The organism is Maritimimonas sp. 2210JD6-3 (genome assembly GCF_056591795.1).
The window spans coordinates 1-17,264 of the sequence record NZ_JBWQOJ010000054.1; the positions used below are offsets into that span (position 1 = coordinate 1).

Annotated in this window: 15 protein-coding genes; 6 read left to right on the plus strand and 9 right to left on the minus strand. The window is 32.9% G+C overall.

Features of this window, described 5'->3' with window-relative positions; all coding sequences use genetic code 11:
- Positions 1-211 precede the first annotated feature (211 nt).
- The 9 genes from panB to AC1EUY_RS15275 all read right to left on the minus strand — a co-directional run bounded on the left by panB (position 212) and on the right by AC1EUY_RS15275 (position 10,425).
- Positions 212-1,030 carry a 3-methyl-2-oxobutanoate hydroxymethyltransferase gene (gene panB / locus AC1EUY_RS15235; protein WP_480196412.1) on the minus strand — a complete coding sequence of 273 codons (819 nt, stop codon included), beginning with the start codon at positions 1,028-1,030 and terminating at the stop codon, positions 212-214.
- Between the two features lie 19 nt (positions 1,031-1,049).
- Positions 1,050-1,559, minus strand: a complete 510-nt coding sequence (locus tag AC1EUY_RS15240) for a CvpA family protein (protein ID WP_480196413.1) — start codon at positions 1,557-1,559, stop codon at positions 1,050-1,052.
- Positions 1,560-1,597: 38 nt separating this feature from the next.
- Positions 1,598-4,729 carry a UvrD-helicase domain-containing protein gene (locus AC1EUY_RS15245; RefSeq protein ID WP_480196414.1) on the minus strand — a complete coding sequence of 1,044 codons (3,132 nt, stop codon included), beginning with the start codon at positions 4,727-4,729 and terminating at the stop codon, positions 1,598-1,600.
- 27 nt (positions 4,730-4,756) lie between these two features.
- Positions 4,757-5,917 carry a metal ABC transporter permease gene (locus tag AC1EUY_RS15250; RefSeq protein ID WP_480196415.1) on the minus strand — a complete coding sequence of 387 codons (1,161 nt, stop codon included), beginning with the start codon at positions 5,915-5,917 and terminating at the stop codon, positions 4,757-4,759.
- On the minus strand, positions 5,910-7,052 hold the full coding sequence (locus AC1EUY_RS15255) for a metal ABC transporter permease (protein ID WP_480196416.1): 1,143 nt from the start codon (positions 7,050-7,052) through the stop codon (positions 5,910-5,912). The genes AC1EUY_RS15250 and AC1EUY_RS15255 overlap by 8 nt, the downstream gene beginning before the upstream one ends.
- A 70-nt stretch (positions 7,053-7,122) precedes the next feature.
- The gene (locus tag AC1EUY_RS15260) at positions 7,123-7,863 is read right to left on the minus strand and encodes a metal ABC transporter ATP-binding protein (protein WP_480196417.1); all 741 of its coding nucleotides are present in this window, start codon (positions 7,861-7,863) and stop codon (positions 7,123-7,125) included.
- A gap of 78 nt (positions 7,864-7,941) precedes the next feature.
- On the minus strand, positions 7,942-8,853 hold the full coding sequence (locus AC1EUY_RS15265) for a metal ABC transporter solute-binding protein, Zn/Mn family (protein ID WP_480196418.1): 912 nt from the start codon (positions 8,851-8,853) through the stop codon (positions 7,942-7,944).
- Between the two features lie 132 nt (positions 8,854-8,985).
- On the minus strand, positions 8,986-9,762 hold the full coding sequence (locus AC1EUY_RS15270) for a transporter (protein ID WP_480196419.1): 777 nt from the start codon (positions 9,760-9,762) through the stop codon (positions 8,986-8,988).
- 3 nt (positions 9,763-9,765) lie between these two features.
- A complete protein-coding gene (locus AC1EUY_RS15275; protein WP_480196420.1) occupies positions 9,766-10,425 on the minus strand; it encodes a metal-dependent transcriptional regulator in 660 nt (219 codons plus the stop codon).
- A 65-nt stretch (positions 10,426-10,490) separates the two neighbouring features.
- On the opposite strand from AC1EUY_RS15275, the gene AC1EUY_RS15280 reads away from it, so the two are divergent.
- The 6 genes from AC1EUY_RS15280 to AC1EUY_RS15305 form a co-directional block, all read left to right on the plus strand.
- Complete coding sequence (locus AC1EUY_RS15280; protein WP_480196421.1) at positions 10,491-11,675, plus strand: aminotransferase class V-fold PLP-dependent enzyme; 1,185 nt, start codon at positions 10,491-10,493, stop codon at positions 11,673-11,675.
- Between the two features lie 2 nt (positions 11,676-11,677).
- Entirely contained in the window at positions 11,678-12,541 is an 864-nt protein-coding gene (locus AC1EUY_RS15285) for a hypothetical protein (RefSeq protein ID WP_480196422.1), read from the plus strand.
- Between the two features lie 83 nt (positions 12,542-12,624).
- Entirely contained in the window at positions 12,625-12,846 is a 222-nt protein-coding gene (locus AC1EUY_RS15290; protein WP_480196426.1) for an STAS-like domain-containing protein, read from the plus strand.
- Positions 12,847-12,878: 32 nt separating this feature from the next.
- The gene (mfd, locus tag AC1EUY_RS15295; RefSeq protein ID WP_480196423.1) at positions 12,879-16,256 is read left to right on the plus strand and encodes a transcription-repair coupling factor; all 3,378 of its coding nucleotides are present in this window, start codon (positions 12,879-12,881) and stop codon (positions 16,254-16,256) included.
- A gap of 159 nt (positions 16,257-16,415) precedes the next feature.
- Positions 16,416-16,583: a GIY-YIG nuclease family protein gene (locus AC1EUY_RS15300; RefSeq protein ID WP_480196424.1), complete on the plus strand. Its 168-nt coding sequence runs from the start codon at positions 16,416-16,418 to the stop codon at positions 16,581-16,583.
- Positions 16,584-16,587: 4 nt separating this feature from the next.
- The coding region (locus AC1EUY_RS15305; RefSeq protein WP_480196425.1) for a DMT family transporter at positions 16,588-17,264 on the plus strand (677 nt) is incomplete at its 3' end.

Below are 17,264 nucleotides of genomic sequence, written 5' to 3' on the forward strand. Positions count from 1 at the left end.
CATAAGTCCTTTTATAATTAAGTATAACTAAATACAAAACCCTATCTTGTAAACAATAATGCAAATTCCAGATAAAGTTCTATTTATAAAAAAGGTGTACATTCAAATTTTATCGAAAGGTTAAGGGCTTTCAAAATTTAAATGTTTAAGATCTATTACTTTAAGTAAGATTAAAGATAAGAAAATATACTATACAAATAGAGATTTTTATTTAATACTGCTCTTTCTCGCTAGGGAAGTCCCGACTTTTTACATCAGCAATGTATTGTTTAAAAGCACCCGTCATCTCAGTGTATAGGTCTAAATAACGACGTAAAAATCGTGGATTAAATTCATGTGTCATACCTAACATGTCATGAATTACCAATACTTGCCCGTCAACACCGCCTCCAGCTCCGATACCTATCACTGGTATTGAAATACTTTCAGCGACTTCTTTAGCCAATTTTGCTGGTACTTTTTCTAAAACAATCCCGAAACATCCTAATTTCTCTAATAATAAAGCATCTTCTTTTAACCTGTCTGCCTCTACTTCTTCTTTGGCACGTACCGTATAGGTTCCAAATTTATAGATGGATTGTGGTGTTAATCCTAAATGCCCCATCACCGGAATTCCGGCATTTAAAATACGCTTTATCGATTCTTTTATTTCTTTACCACCTTCTAGCTTTACTGCATGTGCACCAGATTCTTTCATAATACGTATCGCCGATCGCAGTGCTTCTTTAGGATCTGATTGATAACTACCAAAAGGTAAATCTACTACTACCAAAGCACGTTCAATTGCTCGAATCACAGATGAAGCATGGTAGATCATTTGATCTAAGGTGATGGGTAAGGTCGTTTCGTGACCTGCCATCACATTTGATGCAGAATCTCCTACCAAAATCACATCAATACCTGCATGGTCAACGATTTTCGCCATGGTGTAATCATAGGCTGTGAGCATCGAAATTTTCTCACCATTCTTTTTCATTTCAACCAGAGTATTGGTTGTAATTCTTTTATATTGTTTTTTGGCAATAGACATAAACTATCATTTTAAAATATTATATCGCTTCTGTTTTCTGTTCCTCTTCTTTATTTAAAATGGATGGAAATAGCATAGGAGCAAAATCTTTAACGGGTTTGTATAAAACAGATTCATCCATGCTTTCTTTACTTACAAAAGGTAAGGTATTGTTAAGTTTTTCAAAAACTATAAGTACGACACTTAGTATAAGTGCCATTTTCGCAATTCCGAAAACAGCTCCTAATATCTTATTGGCAATACCTAATGCAGCTACATCAGCTAATTTTGTAAGTAATTTTCCTGATAAAGAAATTACCAATACAATAATTACAAAAGTAATTGCAAATGATACTATTTGAACTGTTTTCTCTGACCATTCAACACTATTTTTTAAATAGCTAGCTGTAAAATGAGAAAAGTGAATCGCTCCATAAATTCCAAGGGCTAACGCTACCAAGGAAGCTATTTCTACAAATAAGCCTTTCATAAGTCCTCGCACTAAACCAATAAGTAAAATTACGGCGAGAACAATATCTAATGTTGTCATGGTATATTAGTTAATTAAATCCGTCAAATATATGATTTTTAAAACTCTTCAATAGTGATTATATCACTTACATACACCAGTAACTTTTTTGATACGGTAAACCCAATTTCATACAGTGCATCTGCATATTGCGTAAGTTGTTGATGATATTTTTTATCTGGCTTGCCTGTTTTATAATCGATAAGTATTGCATTATTTTTGTTATCAACAACAAATCTATCTGGTTTGAGAATTTCTCCATGATTTGTTAATAATTCTCTTTCGTTGTAGATTTTATAACGATTTGTAAAATAGGTTTTCAATTTTTTGTGATGCACTACATTCGATATTACCTGTTGTATGGTAGAAGCTTCCGATGTACTTATTGTTCCGTTATTAATATAATACGCTATGGCTTCTTCGATATCTAGTGCTGTGTTTACCTTAGCAAGTATTTCATGAATTAAATTTCCATAAAGAATAGAAGAACCTTTTTCTGAATCCCAAAGTAAACTTGATGTTGCAACTATATTAATAGTATGATCTTGCCATGGTGAACTAATAAATTGTTCGAGTTCTTTACTGCTTTCAGATGTTAGTTCCCTTTTAGAAATTCGGCTTTTTGATCCAAATTTGCACACTTCTTGGTCATCTTCAAATTGACCTATTGATCTTAGGTATTCCGTAAAAAATTGTGAATACCACTTCGGTTCATCGCCCAACTTTCGTTTCTCAGAAATGATATACAATTGCTCAATCGCTCTTGTTAAAGCAACATACAATAAGTTAATATTATCTAACTCTAATTCATTTTTTCTTTGCTGATATAAAACCGAACCCATATTGCTCGACTGTGCTAATGACTTATTTGCGCCTACCAAAAGGCTCTCAAAATCATTAAAAGATTCTTTTTCTTGAATAGGATACCAGGTTTTCGGATTCAGTTCTCGATATACATCTAGGTCATAAGGAAATAGTACCACTGGAAACTCTAGTCCTTTTGATTTATGAACGGTCATGATTCGAACCGCATTTTTCTCTTCTGGAACCACGATGCTCAAGTTGTCTTTTTTCTCATGCCAATATTCTAAGAAACCCGAAATACCTTCTGATTTTCGAATGGAATATTGTAAAATTTCATCTAAAAAAAACTGTAAATAAGCATCTGAAGTTTTAGTAAGCTTAAAACTTCTAATACTATATTCTATGCTTTCATAAAAAGGAAGTTGCGAAAAAACTTCGTAGTTAAAATTAACATTATACTTTTCTAAATTTTTAAAAAATGGTACAGCTTCATAGTCAATAAATTCACTAAAAAAGTTATGTTTATCCTGTCTGACATGCAAATGATCAAACAAAAAATAGAGAACTTCTAATTGCGCTTCTTTATCGAATTGCTGTTGCAGATATGTTAGCAAATCAATAATGAATTGCACCTTGGCAGAATTCTGTAACAGCAATGTTTCTGAACTAATAATATCTATACCGTTTTCAGTTAAATAATTTGCAACAACTACTCCTTGTTTGCGTGTTCTGGTAAGGATACATATTTCGTTTAGGTTAAAATCATCTTTTAGATCGTTAATGATTTTGAGCGCTTTTTCTGGATATATTTCGTCTTTTTCAGCGGCTAATAGACCGTCTTCTATGAAGGATAACTGTACATAACCACCAATTTTATCTGTTGTGTTTTGTTGATTTTCATTCAAGTAAATTTTAGAATAGGCTTCTTTTTTAAAATAGGTTGACAAAAATTGAAAAAAGCCATTATTAAAATGGATGATCTCAGAATAGCTGCGGTAATTGGTGTCTAAATATTGCTGTTGGCTTTTAATATGGAATGGATTTTCATTTGCAGACAAACCAATAAACTGCTCTGCCTCTCCTCCGCGCCAACGATAAATAGATTGTTTCGCATCACCCACTAATAACAAACTTGAATTTTCTTGCGATAAGGCATTTTCAATAAGAGGAACCAAATTCTGCCATTGCAATTTTGAAGTATCTTGCATTTCATCGATAAAATAATGTTGATACCTCTCACCAATACGTTCATAAATAAAAGCAGCTGGTTGCGCTCTTAGATGCTCACTAATAATTTGATTAAATTCAGCGTTTAAGTGAATATTCTTCTCTTCTTTTAATTCTTCTAAACTATCATTGATTTTACTTAACACTGCTAAAGGAATTAAACTCCCTAAAAACAATGTATATAAAGAATGCTTTTGATAAAATTTTTCTGATTGATAGTATAACTCTAAAAGTGGGTTGACTATGCTATCAATTGCAGTTTTTACCTCTTCAGGTTTATTTTTTGTGTAAAACTGTTTGTTTTCAATACTTTTGGCTAGGCCTTTGCTCTTGTCAAAACTCAATTTTGAAATAGCCGATTTACAATTTTGAAAATGTTTCGGAAACTGTGAATAGTAAAAATCTTTATGATCAATTTGAAAATCATGAATAATTTGTAAACCTTGTTTACCTATCTCGTTAAGCTCTTTTTCAACTAATTTTAATTTCTTTTGAAGGTTTTCTTTTAATTCGATAAAATCATCGAGTGATCTACCTTTTAAATGTTGTACCTGTAACAGATCATTTTCATTGAGCAAAATTTGAGCAATTTCTTTGAGTTCTCTAGAAATATCCCATGACTTATCTTCATTAGCTTTTTGCAATGAAAAATCAATCAAGATTTTAGTTAATTTTTCATCTTCTCCAATTTTAGAAATCAATAGATCAACAGCTTCATTGAGTAGTGACTTGGTGTCCATTTCTACATCAAAATTGAGTGACAACCCCAAATCAAAAGCAAAATTTCGTATTAATCGATGCGTAAAACTATCAATCGTAGTGATATTAAACGCTGAATAATTATGAAGGATGCTTTGTAGTACTTTTTTTGATCGATTATGAATCTCAACATCAGCAATAGCTGTTTCTCTTTCAATTTGCTGAAACATATCAGTCTTTTGTTGTAAAATTCTGATATTGGCAAAATCACGTAAGTTCGAAATAACTCGCTGCTTCATTTCAGCAGCAGCCTTATTTGTAAAGGTAATTGCCAGAATATTTTGAAAACGATTGTAATCTTTTGTTCTTACTAAAATCTTAAGATATTCTTTAACCAGCGTAAAGGTTTTTCCGCTACCAGCGGAGGCATTGTAGATGTTAAATGTAGAAGGATTTTGCACTATCGAATTTTATGCAAAATACAAAAATTAACCTCGAAATAAGAAGAAATCTTCTTTCATAGATTCTATACCAGTATCATCATTCGTAATAATATAATCAATAGCCTTTTCGGTAAATGTTTTGCCTTTTTCTGTTAACGATATGATATTTTTATCAATAGTAATCATATTATTTTTTGAAGCTAAATCAACTACAGATTGCGATTTTATTTTATGCCAATTAATATGTTCATTTAAATGATTAATATGACGTTCGTCTTCTTCGTGGTGATTATTTAAGTGCAATAAAAAGGTTAATAGTTGTACTTCTATTTGTTGTTGTTTATTACGATATAAAACAGAAATCAAACCTTTATTTGGCGCAAATAAATAGACCAGTAAAAATACTAGACCCAACATTGTTGTCATCGAACCTGAAATAGAAGCATCGAGCCAATGCGCCACCCAATATCCAGCGATAGCCGAAAACACACCAAATAAAACGGACAATAGTAACATTTTCTTTAAATCGTTGGTCAACAAATAAGCGGTTGCGGCGGGTGCTATCATCAAGGCAACCACCAAAATAGCTCCAACGGCATCAAAAGCGCCAACCGTGGTCACTGAGGCAACACTCATTAGACCATAATGCAATACTGCTGGTGAAAAGCCTAATGCGGTCGCCAAGCCAGCGTCAAAAGTACTCACTTTTAATTCTTTAAAAAAAGCAAATAACAGTAGTATAGTTACTAAAAGAATACAACCAATTACCCATAGTGATTTTGGTCCTATATCAATACCATTCACAATAATTCTGTCAAATGGTGCGAATGCCAATTCTCCTAATAAAACTATATCAATATCTAGATGTACATCATTGGCATTTTTGGCGATTAAAATCACACCGATACTAAATAATGCAGGAAACACCAGCCCAATAGCCGTATCCTCCTTTACTAATCCTGTTTTTTGAATATACTCTACCAAAACCACGGTTACAATTCCCGATAAGGCCGCCATTAGAATTAATAAAGGAGACCCCAAGTCATGTGTAATGAAGAAACCTATCACCAATCCTGGTAAAATAGAGTGACTGATAGCATCACTAATTAAAGCCATTCTTCGAAGCACCAAGAACACTCCCGGAATGGCACAGGCAATAGCTACCAAACTCGCAATTAATTGTATTTCTAGTTGCGCGCTACTCATTTTCTGTTTTTATATCTCGACTGTATAAATTCTTGGCAAAGCGATACCCTTCATTTGTCATTGACCACATTTGACCATCGATAGTCACATAGTTACGATCTTCTAATTTTTTTAGAGTGTTTCGTGAAAATCCCTGGAAATTATTTAAAATTTTAATTGTGTGTGGATGTGATTTATCTTCATGCGTTTCTGCAATTCCAAACATAAAAGCTAATGTTTTATGTAACTGTAAATCTCTTCGGTTTTTAATGAGTCGTATTTGACGAAATAATAATCCTCTTGAAGGCGAAAAAATAAAGGAAAAAATTACAAATACAGCAGCTACTAGTACAATAACTGGACCTGTAGATAAGTTACTTTGACTTGCACTAATTCCTGTACCGATCACACCTGCAAAAGCTCCAAAAATTGCCGCTAAAATCACCATGACACTCAAACTATTGGTCCATTGTCGTGCAGCCGCTGCAGGCGCCAATAACATCGCACTCATTAATACAACCCCTACAGTTTGTAAGCCTAAAACAATAGCTAACACAATAAATGATGTAATTAAAATATCAATAAATTTAGTATCAAACCCAAGCGTTTTTGTATAGTCAGCATCAAAAAGTAAGAGCTTAAATTCTTTCCAAAACAACAATAAAACAAGTAAGCAAATAGCAGTGACGATAGCCATAAACCATACATCTCGAGCCAATAATGTTGCCGCCTGACCAAACAAAAACTTATCTAAACCTGATTGGTTAGCATTTGGTTGTTTTTGAATAAAGGTTAATAATAACATACCGAAACCAAAAAAAAGCGACAAGATCAATCCTAACGCTGTATCTGATTTTAAATGTGTCTTAGTAATAATACCACGAATCCAAAAGGCACCCATCAATCCGCTGATTAAAGCTCCAATAAGTAAAACATTCGTTTCTTTTGTGCCTGTTATTAAAAATGCAATGGCGATTCCAGGTAGTGCCGCGTGTGAAATTGCATCACCTAATAGACTCTGTTTTCTAAGCACAGCAAAACTACCTAACATACCACAAATGGCACCAAGTATAGCCGTACCTAATGTAATTGTACGTAAGGTATAGTCTGTGAAAATAAGTTCTATGTATTCTTTTAAGTCTATTTTTCTTGTCATTCCGCACTTGATGCGGAATCCATTTTAATTATTACTGTTTCATGAGATTCCTGCCTTCGCAGGAATGACATTACTCTTGCACACTTACTTTATAATTAATTCCGTACGTCTTGGTTAGATTATCGTCATTAAAAATATCTTTTACAGGACCTGTGGCAATCTTCTTTACATTTAAAAACGTTACCCAATCAAAATATTCAGGTACTGTTTGCAAATCATGATGCACTACGATTAAGGTTTTCCCCGCTTTACGAAGTTCTTTTAAGATATTGATAATTGCTATTTCGGTAGTAGCGTCAACTCCTTGAAAAGGTTCATCCATAAAATAGATCGACGCGTTTTGCACTAAAGCTCTTGCCAGAAAAATGCGTTGTTGTTGACCACCAGATAATTGTGAAATCTGTCGATCTTTAAATGCTAACATTCCCACTTTTTCTAAGGCTTCTAAGGCTGCCTTTTTTTGCTTTTGACCTGGCCTTTTGATCCATCCTAAACTACCATAAGTTCCCATCATCACAACATCTAAAGCCGTGGTAGGAAAGTCCCAATCTACACTTCCTTTTTGAGGTACATACGCAACCAGCTTACGCTGTTTATCATACGATTTTCCATAAATGGAAACACTTCCCGCTATCGGTTCAATAATCCCTAATATGGATTTTATTAAGGTAGATTTTCCAGCACCATTAGGACCCACAATTGCCATTAACACCCCTTCGGGAATTGCCAAATCAATATCCCAAAGTACAGGTTTGTAGTTGTATGCTACTGTCAAATCATCTACGGTTACCGCTAGTTTCTTTTTGTCCATGATTACTATCCCTATAAATGGGAATCTTATTAAAATTGATTCATCTTTTATGAGATTCCTGCTTTTGCAGGAATTATATTATTTCAACGCGTCAACAATAGTCCTCACATTATGCTTGTACATACCAATATAGGTACCCTCTTCTGTACCATCGTTACCCAAAGCATCAGAAAATAAAGTTCCACCAATAACAGTTTCAAATCCTTTTGATTTAACTGCTTCTTGTAGTGCCTCAATAGTTCTTTTTGGAACAGAGCTTTCAACAAAAATGGCTTTTACCTTATTTTTAATAATAAAATCGCCCATTTTTTGAACATCTTGAACACCTGCTTCCGTTGCCGTGGATAATCCTTGCAAACCAACTACCTGAAAATCATACGCTTTCCCAAAATAATTAAAAGCATCGTGAGCCGTTACTAAGACTCTTTTTTCTACAGGTAGCTGGTGAACTGCTGTATTTATAGCAGTTTTTAAGATGGCTAATCTGTCTAAATAAGTCTTTCCATTGGTCTGGTAGGTTTCCGCATTTTTCGGATCAAGATCTGATAGTTTGGTAACTACATATAAGGTAATACGCTCCCAATTAGAAATATCAAACCAAATATGTGGATCATAATTTGATGCAAAGTATTCAGAGCCAATTAAAGTTTCTTTATCTACTGCATCAGCAATGGCAATTACTTTTTTATTTTGATGGCGCATTTTCTCAAAGACCTCTTCTAATTTTCCTTCCAAATGTAAGCCATTATAGATCACTACATCGGCATTAAATAGTTTACTTACATCACCTTCACTTGCTTTATATAAATGTGGATCTACGCCTGTACCCATCAAGCCCTTCACCTCAATCTTATCACCACCAATATTCTTTAACAAATCAGTAATCATCGTAGTAGTAGTTACTACCTGAAGTTTTTCATTTTGTCTTTTCTCTTTAGTCTTACAATTTACTAAGGTTAATATAAGTACTATAATTAGTATTTTTTTCATATTCATTTTCCACGAAAATGGAAATCTTTTTTAATTAAACTTTATTTTTCTAGACCACCTTTCGACAAGTTTCACTTGCTACCTTTAAAAAATATATTTTATTTAAAGGCAATGCTCAAGGTGACATTTTATTCATTCTGGTATTCTAAAGCTAATACCTGTGCTTAAAAATAAATCTTGAACGTTTTTTGTAATTCCTGTTCCTCCAGAAACATCTAATTGAATAGTATCACTTACCAAATAGGTCACACCAGCATCCCATTTATGACTAAAGCTACTGTCCTCTGGCAGGTCTCCATACAGTTCTATATAAGCACCTACTTTATCAGAAATACTATAGCCGTAAGCAACCGTATATACATAATTTGCCGTTGTAATAGCTCCATCCCAAGCCATACCGAGATTATACCCTAAACTAGATCTTTCACTTAAGGTATGTGATAGTGAAAATCTAAAGTCAACGCCTGTACTTTTTGTTTCAAAATCATTTGAAGCTAAAAATGGCATATTAATATGACCAATAAAAGCAATCTCAGGTAGCGCTCCTTTTTCTTCTGTAACTCCTATTTTAACGCCCAATAGTAGCGGTGAAAATCCACTTGCAATTGTATTTGAGTTAAATTTTACTTCGGTATGATCAAATCCTAATCTCAGTTCAAGATTATCTAACAACCCATATCTAAGTAGTGTGGTATTATAAGTAGTGGCATCAACATCATTTAGAGATTCATAAAAAGCGCCTGTTTCTACTTGTAAAAAATTCTTTGGAACTAGGTTTGAAGCCTCCGTTTGGTCTGGTCTATCTGTTGAGATTGCATCATAACCTTTTGGTATATCTTCATCTTGAGCACTGGTAAATACCATACTTGTAAAAAGATATGTAACCAAAATAAAATGTTGTTTCTTCATTACTTACTCTAGTTCTTTAACTAATAAGTTTTTAGCAACTTCTTCAGTTATAATTAGTTCGTTCTTGTTAATTTTTATTTGCATCGATTTATCAAAAGGTTCGATATGCAACACTTTTATACAATCACCAATAGCAATTCTTTTTTTAGTTAAATATTTTAAAAAAGTATCAGAGGAATCTTTTACGGTTAATAAAACACTTTCTTCTTGTGGCTTCAACGTAGAAAGTTTTACTTTTTTTCTGGTTGTTATATTTCCTTCTTTATCAGGAATAGGATCCCCATGCGGATCTACCATAGGAAACTCTAAAAAAGCATCTAAACTATCAATCAACGATTCTGATTTTATGTGCTCTAACTGCTCGGCGATATCATGTACTTCATCCCAAGAAAAATTGAGCTTTTCAACGAGAAAGCATTCCCATAAACGATGCTTTCGTACTATGGACACTGCTATACTCTTACCTTTTTGTGATAGTTGTACACCTTGATATTTTACATAGTTAACTAGTTCTTTATCCGATAATTTCTTAATCATATCAGTTACCGAAGAAGCCTTTGTTTGTATTTTTTCTGCAATCAAATTAGTGCTTACTCCTTTTTGAGAAGTTGCTTCTAAAGCATAAATAGCTTTTAAATAATTTTCTTCTGCCTGTGAAAACACTTTTAATATATTTTTGACAAATATAAATAAATTTTTAGACAAGTCTAAAAATTTAAAAAATATATATGAAAAGTTTATCTTTGAATATGGAAACATTGCAACTACTCAATTGCCAAAAAGATAAGTTTAAGTTAGAAGAACATATCACCTATTTAAATGGTGCCTATATGGCCCCTTCTTTAAAAAGTGTTGAAGAAGTAGGTCATAAAGCGGTATCTCAAAAATGTATGCCCTACCAGATCAAAGCAGAAGACTTTTTTGTGCATTCAAAGAGATTACGTCAATTATTTGCTGAATTTATTGACGCTCCAGATTATCAAAATACAGCAATCATTCCATCTGCCTCTTATGGTATGGCTACGGTTGCAAATAACATTAAATTACAGGCAGGTGATGAACTCATTTTAATTGATGCGCAATTTCCTAGTAATGTCTATACCTGGCAAAAGTTAGCCAAGCAACATGATGCTACTATCAAGGTTATTTCTGCGCCAGAAATAGGTGAAAACCGTGCAAAAAAATGGAATAAAAACATACTAGATAGTATTTCTTCTAAGACAGCAGTAGTCGCGATGCCTCCATCTCATTGGGCTGACGGTACCTTGTACGATTTAAAAGCAATACGAGAAAAGACTAGACAGTATAATGCCCTTTTAGTACTAGATGGTTCTCAAAATATAGGTGCATTACCTTTTTCGGTACAAGAAATACAGCCAGATGCACTCATTACCGTCGCCTACAAATGGCTGCTCGGACCCTATTCTATGGGAATGGCGTATTATTCTAATTATTTCAACGATGGTGAGCCCATTGAAGAAAGTTGGATCAATCGCCATAACAGTGAAGATTTTACAGGATTGGTAAATTATGAATCTCATTATCAACCCAAAGCAGGGCGCTATAATATGGGTGAATACTCGAACTTTATAAATACACCCATGCTCATTAAAAGTTTAGAACAATTAATGGAGTGGCAACCACAAAACATTCAGAATTATTGCGACATAATTTCGAGATCAGCCATTGAACGATTAAGAGACATCGGTTGCTTTATTGAAGAAGATCGTTACAGAACCAAACACTTATTTGGTGTCTATTTACCAGATCATATTGATTTAGAGCAGCTAAAATCGCGTTTTACTGAAAATAACATATTTGTTTCCTTTCGTGGTAATGCGATTCGAGTATCACCAAATGTGTATAATGATGAGCAGGATTTTGAAAGATTTTTGGATTGTTTTAAGATTTGAAAGTGAAAATAAATATCCAAAATAGAAATGATTATTATAAACTTTTCAATATTTTAAAAAGGGGAATTGAAAACGAAATTCTAGAACTTAATATTGGCATTTCATTTTTCGAACCTTCTGATATTCTTATCTTAACTCAATTTGTTATTAGACAAAAGACTAAGAATTGTAATTTTAATCTCATTGCAACTTCTAAAGTTATTCAATATTTAAAAGATATTGGATTCGTTGAATTCTGCGAAGAAAATTATATAGAACCAAAAACTATTAGTGCAATTCCAAGCTATACAGCTATGCCAATTAGGAGGGTTGAGAGAAATACTATGTTAGAGTATATTACTTTTACCGAGAAGTATTTTTCTAATATTTGTAAAGACAAAGATTTATCAATGCTGAATCTATGTTTGTCTGAATTAATAAACAACGTTTATGATCATTCTCATTCTTCAATTGGAGCTTATGTGTTTTGTCAATTTTATCCCAAAAAAAATATAATTAAATTAGCTGTTTCTGATTTAGGTATTGGTATTCCAGAATCGGTTAACTCTTTTTTAAACCAAAACAATTTTGAAACTAAAAGTTATATTAATTGTGTTAAATGGGCAATAAAAGAAAATAAGACTACGTTATCAATTCCCCAAAATGCTGGAAAAGGACTGGATAATGTGAACAGTTTTATTAGATCTATTAATAGTCGATGGAAATTGTATACCGAAAATGTCAAATTATTGTCTTACCCGTCTGGTAATAGGTATTTAGATAATAACATTTACAACTTTATTGGTACACTTATTGAGGTCATCATTGAAGTTGATAATCTTGACGAAAAAGATAATGAATTTTACCATGAAGAGTTAATTTGGTGAATTTTAGTAACTTTGTAATAATGATAAAATTAATAGATATAACAAAAGACACTTATACCAATAGCTCTGGTTATTCTTTATATATGGTTTTGAAACCATATTTTGAGAATAATGAAAGAATTTTTTTGTCATTTGAAAATTCTAGTCCTACCTCTTCCTCATTTCTTAATTCTTCTTTTGGGAATATCATAGATGACTATGGTCTAACTACTTTCAAAAACTTACTTAAGCCAGTTAAGTTAACTACTTCTCAGGTAAAAATCTTAAATAAGTATATTTCCACATTTAATTCTAAAGTTAATTAACGAAGATTTATATTTGCCCAAAATTTAAACAATTGAGCAAACAAACCATTGTTTCTCTTTATGATCAATCGTCTAAAATAAAAGAGATTGTTCAACAGCTACAACAAGAAAACCAAAAGCTTCAATTACAGCATTTGGCAGGTTCTTCATTGTCTTTTGTGATCTCAAGCACCTTTAAACAACTTGAAAAACCCTATTTATTGATTTTTAATGATAAGGAAGAAGCTGCTTATTATTTGAACGACCTTGAACAACTTATTGGTGAGAAAAATGTATTATTTTACCCAGGTTCGTATCGTCGCCCCTACCAGATAGAAGAAACTGACAATGCAAATATTCTTTTACGCTCTGAAGTCTTAAACAGAATTAATTCTCGAAAGAAACCTGCCATTATTGTAACCTATCCTGATGCGCTATTCGAAAAAGTAGTTACGAAGCGTGAATTGGAAAAAAGCACCTTAAAATTAAGTGTTGGTGAGCAAATTTCATTAGATTTTGTAAACGAAGTATTATTTGAATATCATTTTAAACGTGTTGATTTTGTAACCGAACCTGGTGAATTTGCAGTTAGAGGTGGTATTGTAGATGTATTCTCATTTTCGAATGAAGAACCCTATAGAATTGAATTTTTTGGCAATGAAGTTGATAGCATTCGTACTTTTGATATTGAAACACAATTATCTACCGAAAAGGAGAAAAAAATCAGTATTCTTCCTAATGTAGAGAACAAAAAATTACAAGAAAAAAGAGAAAGTTTTCTAAACTATATTTCGAATAAAACTATCATTTTTTCCAAAAACAAGGAGTTACTTTTTGGCAGACTTGATAAGCTATTTAATAAAGCAGAACTTGCATTTAATGAAACAGCTGGTGAAATACAATTAGCAGCACCTAACGAATTGTTTTGCAATGGAAATCTTATTAAAGAGCAATTAGAAAATTACAGTTTAGTAGAATTTAGTAGCTCCCGTCATTCCGAACTTGCTTCGAAATCGCAAAATGAGATGCTAAATCAAGCTCAGCATGACAAATCAATAAAGTTTAATGTTACCCCACAACCTTCTTTTAATAAACAATTTGATTTACTGATTAAAAACCTAAACGAAAATACCCAAGACGGACTAGAAAACTATCTTTTTTGCGCCAATGCAAAACAAGCAAAGCGTTTTGAAGACATCTTTAATGATGTTGAAAAAGAAGTTACCTACAAAACTGTTGTCTTTCCTCTCTATCAAGGTTTTGTAGATAGTGATCAGAAAATAGCCTGCTATACCGATCATCAAATTTTTGAACGCTACCATAAATTCAGATTAAAAAGTGGTTTTGCAAAAAAACAAGCTATCACTTTAAAAGAATTGAATACACTTCAAATTGGAGACTATGTAACACATATTGACCATGGTATTGGAAAATTTGGCGGATTGCAAAAAATAGATGTTGAAGGCAAACAACAAGAAGCTATTAAATTAATTTATGGCGATCGTGATGTGCTTTATATTAGTATTCATTCACTACATAAAATCTCTAAATTTAACGGTAAGGATGGTAAAGCGCCTAAACTTTTCAAACTGGGTTCTGGTGCTTGGAAAAAGCTAAAACAAAAGACTAAAACTAAGGTTAAACAAATTGCTTATGACCTTATAAAATTATATGCCAAGCGTAAAATGCAAAAAGGATACGCTTTTAATCCTGATTCTTATATGCAATTAGAACTAGAATCTAGTTTTATGTTTGAAGACACCCCAGATCAGTCAAAAGCTACAGCTGATGTAAAGCAAGATATGGAAAAAGAACAACCTATGGATCGTCTCATATGTGGTGATGTTGGGTTCGGTAAAACCGAGGTTGCGATTCGAGCAGCATTTAAAGCAGTTGACAATGGTAAACAAGTCGCTATTTTAGTTCCGACCACTATCCTGGCATTTCAGCATTTTAAAACTTTTAGTGAACGCTTAAAAGACTTTCCAGTTGTGGTAGATTATCTCAACAGATTTAGAACTACCAAACAACGCAACAATGTTTTAGAGGGTCTAAAAACAGGGGCTATAGATATTGTAATTGGTACACATCAGCTTGTCAATAAAAATGTGGTTTTTAAAGATTTAGGGTTGCTGATTGTTGATGAAGAACAGAAATTTGGTGTTTCGGTAAAAGATAAACTAAAAACGATTAAAGAAAATGTAGATACGTTGACCTTAACCGCCACTCCAATTCCAAGAACTTTACAATTCTCATTAATGGCGGCACGTGATTTATCAGTCATCAATACACCGCCTCCAAACAGGCATCCTGTCGAGACAAATGTGATCCGCTTTAGCGAAGAAACCATTCGAGATGCTATTCAATATGAAGTTTCTCGTGGTGGTCAAGTATTCTTTATACATAATCGTATAGAAAATATTAAGGAGGTTGCCGGGATGCTACAGCGCTTATTACCTGATGCAAAAATTGGTATTGGGCATGGACAAATGGAAGGAAAAAAGTTAGAGCAATTGATGCTTTCCTTTATGAATAACGAGTTTGATGTATTGGTTTCTACTACGATTGTAGAAAGTGGTCTCGATGTGCCGAACGCGAATACTATTTTTATCAATAATGCCAATAATTTTGGACTCTCTGATTTACATCAAATGCGAGGACGCGTAGGACGATCGAATAAGAAGGCATTCTGTTATTTTATCACACCACCATATCATATGATGACCGATGAAGCTCGCAAACGAATCCAAGCATTAGAGTTATTCTCTGATTTAGGAAGTGGATTTAACATAGCCATGAAAGATCTTGAAATTCGCGGTGCTGGTGATTTGTTGGGCGGTGAGCAAAGCGGATTTATGAATGATATCGGTTTTGAAACCTATCAGAAAATATTAAATGAAGCTATTGAAGAGTTAAAAGAAAACGAATTTAAAACACTGTATAGTGAAAATGACGATACTTCAAAAGAATTTGTAAAAGACACGCAAATTGATACTGATTTTGAGTTATTATTCCCTGATGATTACATAAACTCTATAAAAGAACGCTTGAACTTATATAGTGACTTAAGCAACTTGCAAAACGAAGCGGAATTAGCTGTTTATGAAGCACAATTAATTGATCGATTTGGAGAATTACCTGTTACCGCTCAAGATTTATTAAATAGCGTTCGTTTAAAATGGATTGCCAAAAAATTAGGATTAACGCGACTGATTTTAAAGAAAAATAAGATGATTGGCTATTTTATTTCTGATCAGCAATCACCTTTTTACCAAAGTAATCAGTTTACTAATATTTTAAAGTTCCTACAGCAAAATACAGCTTTGTGTAAAATGAAAGAAAAAGAAACCAAGCAAGGCTTACGTCTCTTACTTTCTTTTGAAAATATTACTTCTGTCGATAAAGCGTTAACTATTCTTAAAAAGATCTAAATCTTAAGATTCTCTAGATTCCTACCTACGCAGGAATGATAGGTTTATTAACTATTTTTGGCACAGTTGTCATTCCGCACTTGATGCGGAATCCAGAAAAGCATGAAAACTATCCATACATAGTATGTTTACATCTTAACAAGCAAAAGAAATGGAACATTGTATATTGGAATGACAAATGATCTACAACGAAGAGTTTATGAACATAAAGCAGGAATCATAAAAGGTTTTACTCAAAATATGGAATTTCTGTGCTTGTTTATTTTGAAGAGTTTCAACAAGTGGAAGAAGCTATTCAACGATAGATTCCTACCTTCGCAGGAATGACAACATGAAAAACCAGCACTTAAAACATATCATAGAACTTAATCTAGCTATGCTATTTATAAGTACTTCGGGCGTTTTAGGTCGTTATGTTTCAATGCCTCCTCCAGTCACTATTTGGTTACGATGTGTTCTAGCAGCCATTATCATTGGTCTTTTCTGTTGGCAACAAAAGATTAGTCTAAAAATTACTGCTCAAAAAGACTATAAAACTATTGCATTAAGTGGGTTGTTTTTAGGTATTCATTGGATTACCTACTTCCATAGTTTACAGTTATCTAATGTAGCAATTGCTATGTTGTCGTTGTTTACCTATCCAATACTAACCACATTTTTGGAGCCTTTATTTTTTAAAACCAAACTAAATTTAAAGCATGTGTTCTTAGGCTTTGTAGTGCTGATTGGGATTTATTTTCTATCTCCAGAATTAAGTTTAAAAAACACCGATACTCAAGGAATTCTTTGGGGTATGTTCTCAGCATTGACATATGCTATTAGAAATCTAATCATTAAAAAGAAAGCTTCAGACTACAATGGTTCTATGCTTATGTTTTATCAAGTATTGGTCTGTTCTTTTTTACTGATTCCAGTAGTTTTTATTTTTGAAATTCAACCAACTATTAATGAATGGCAGGCAATTATAGCGTTGGCCCTATTCACCACAACCATTGGGCATACGTTATT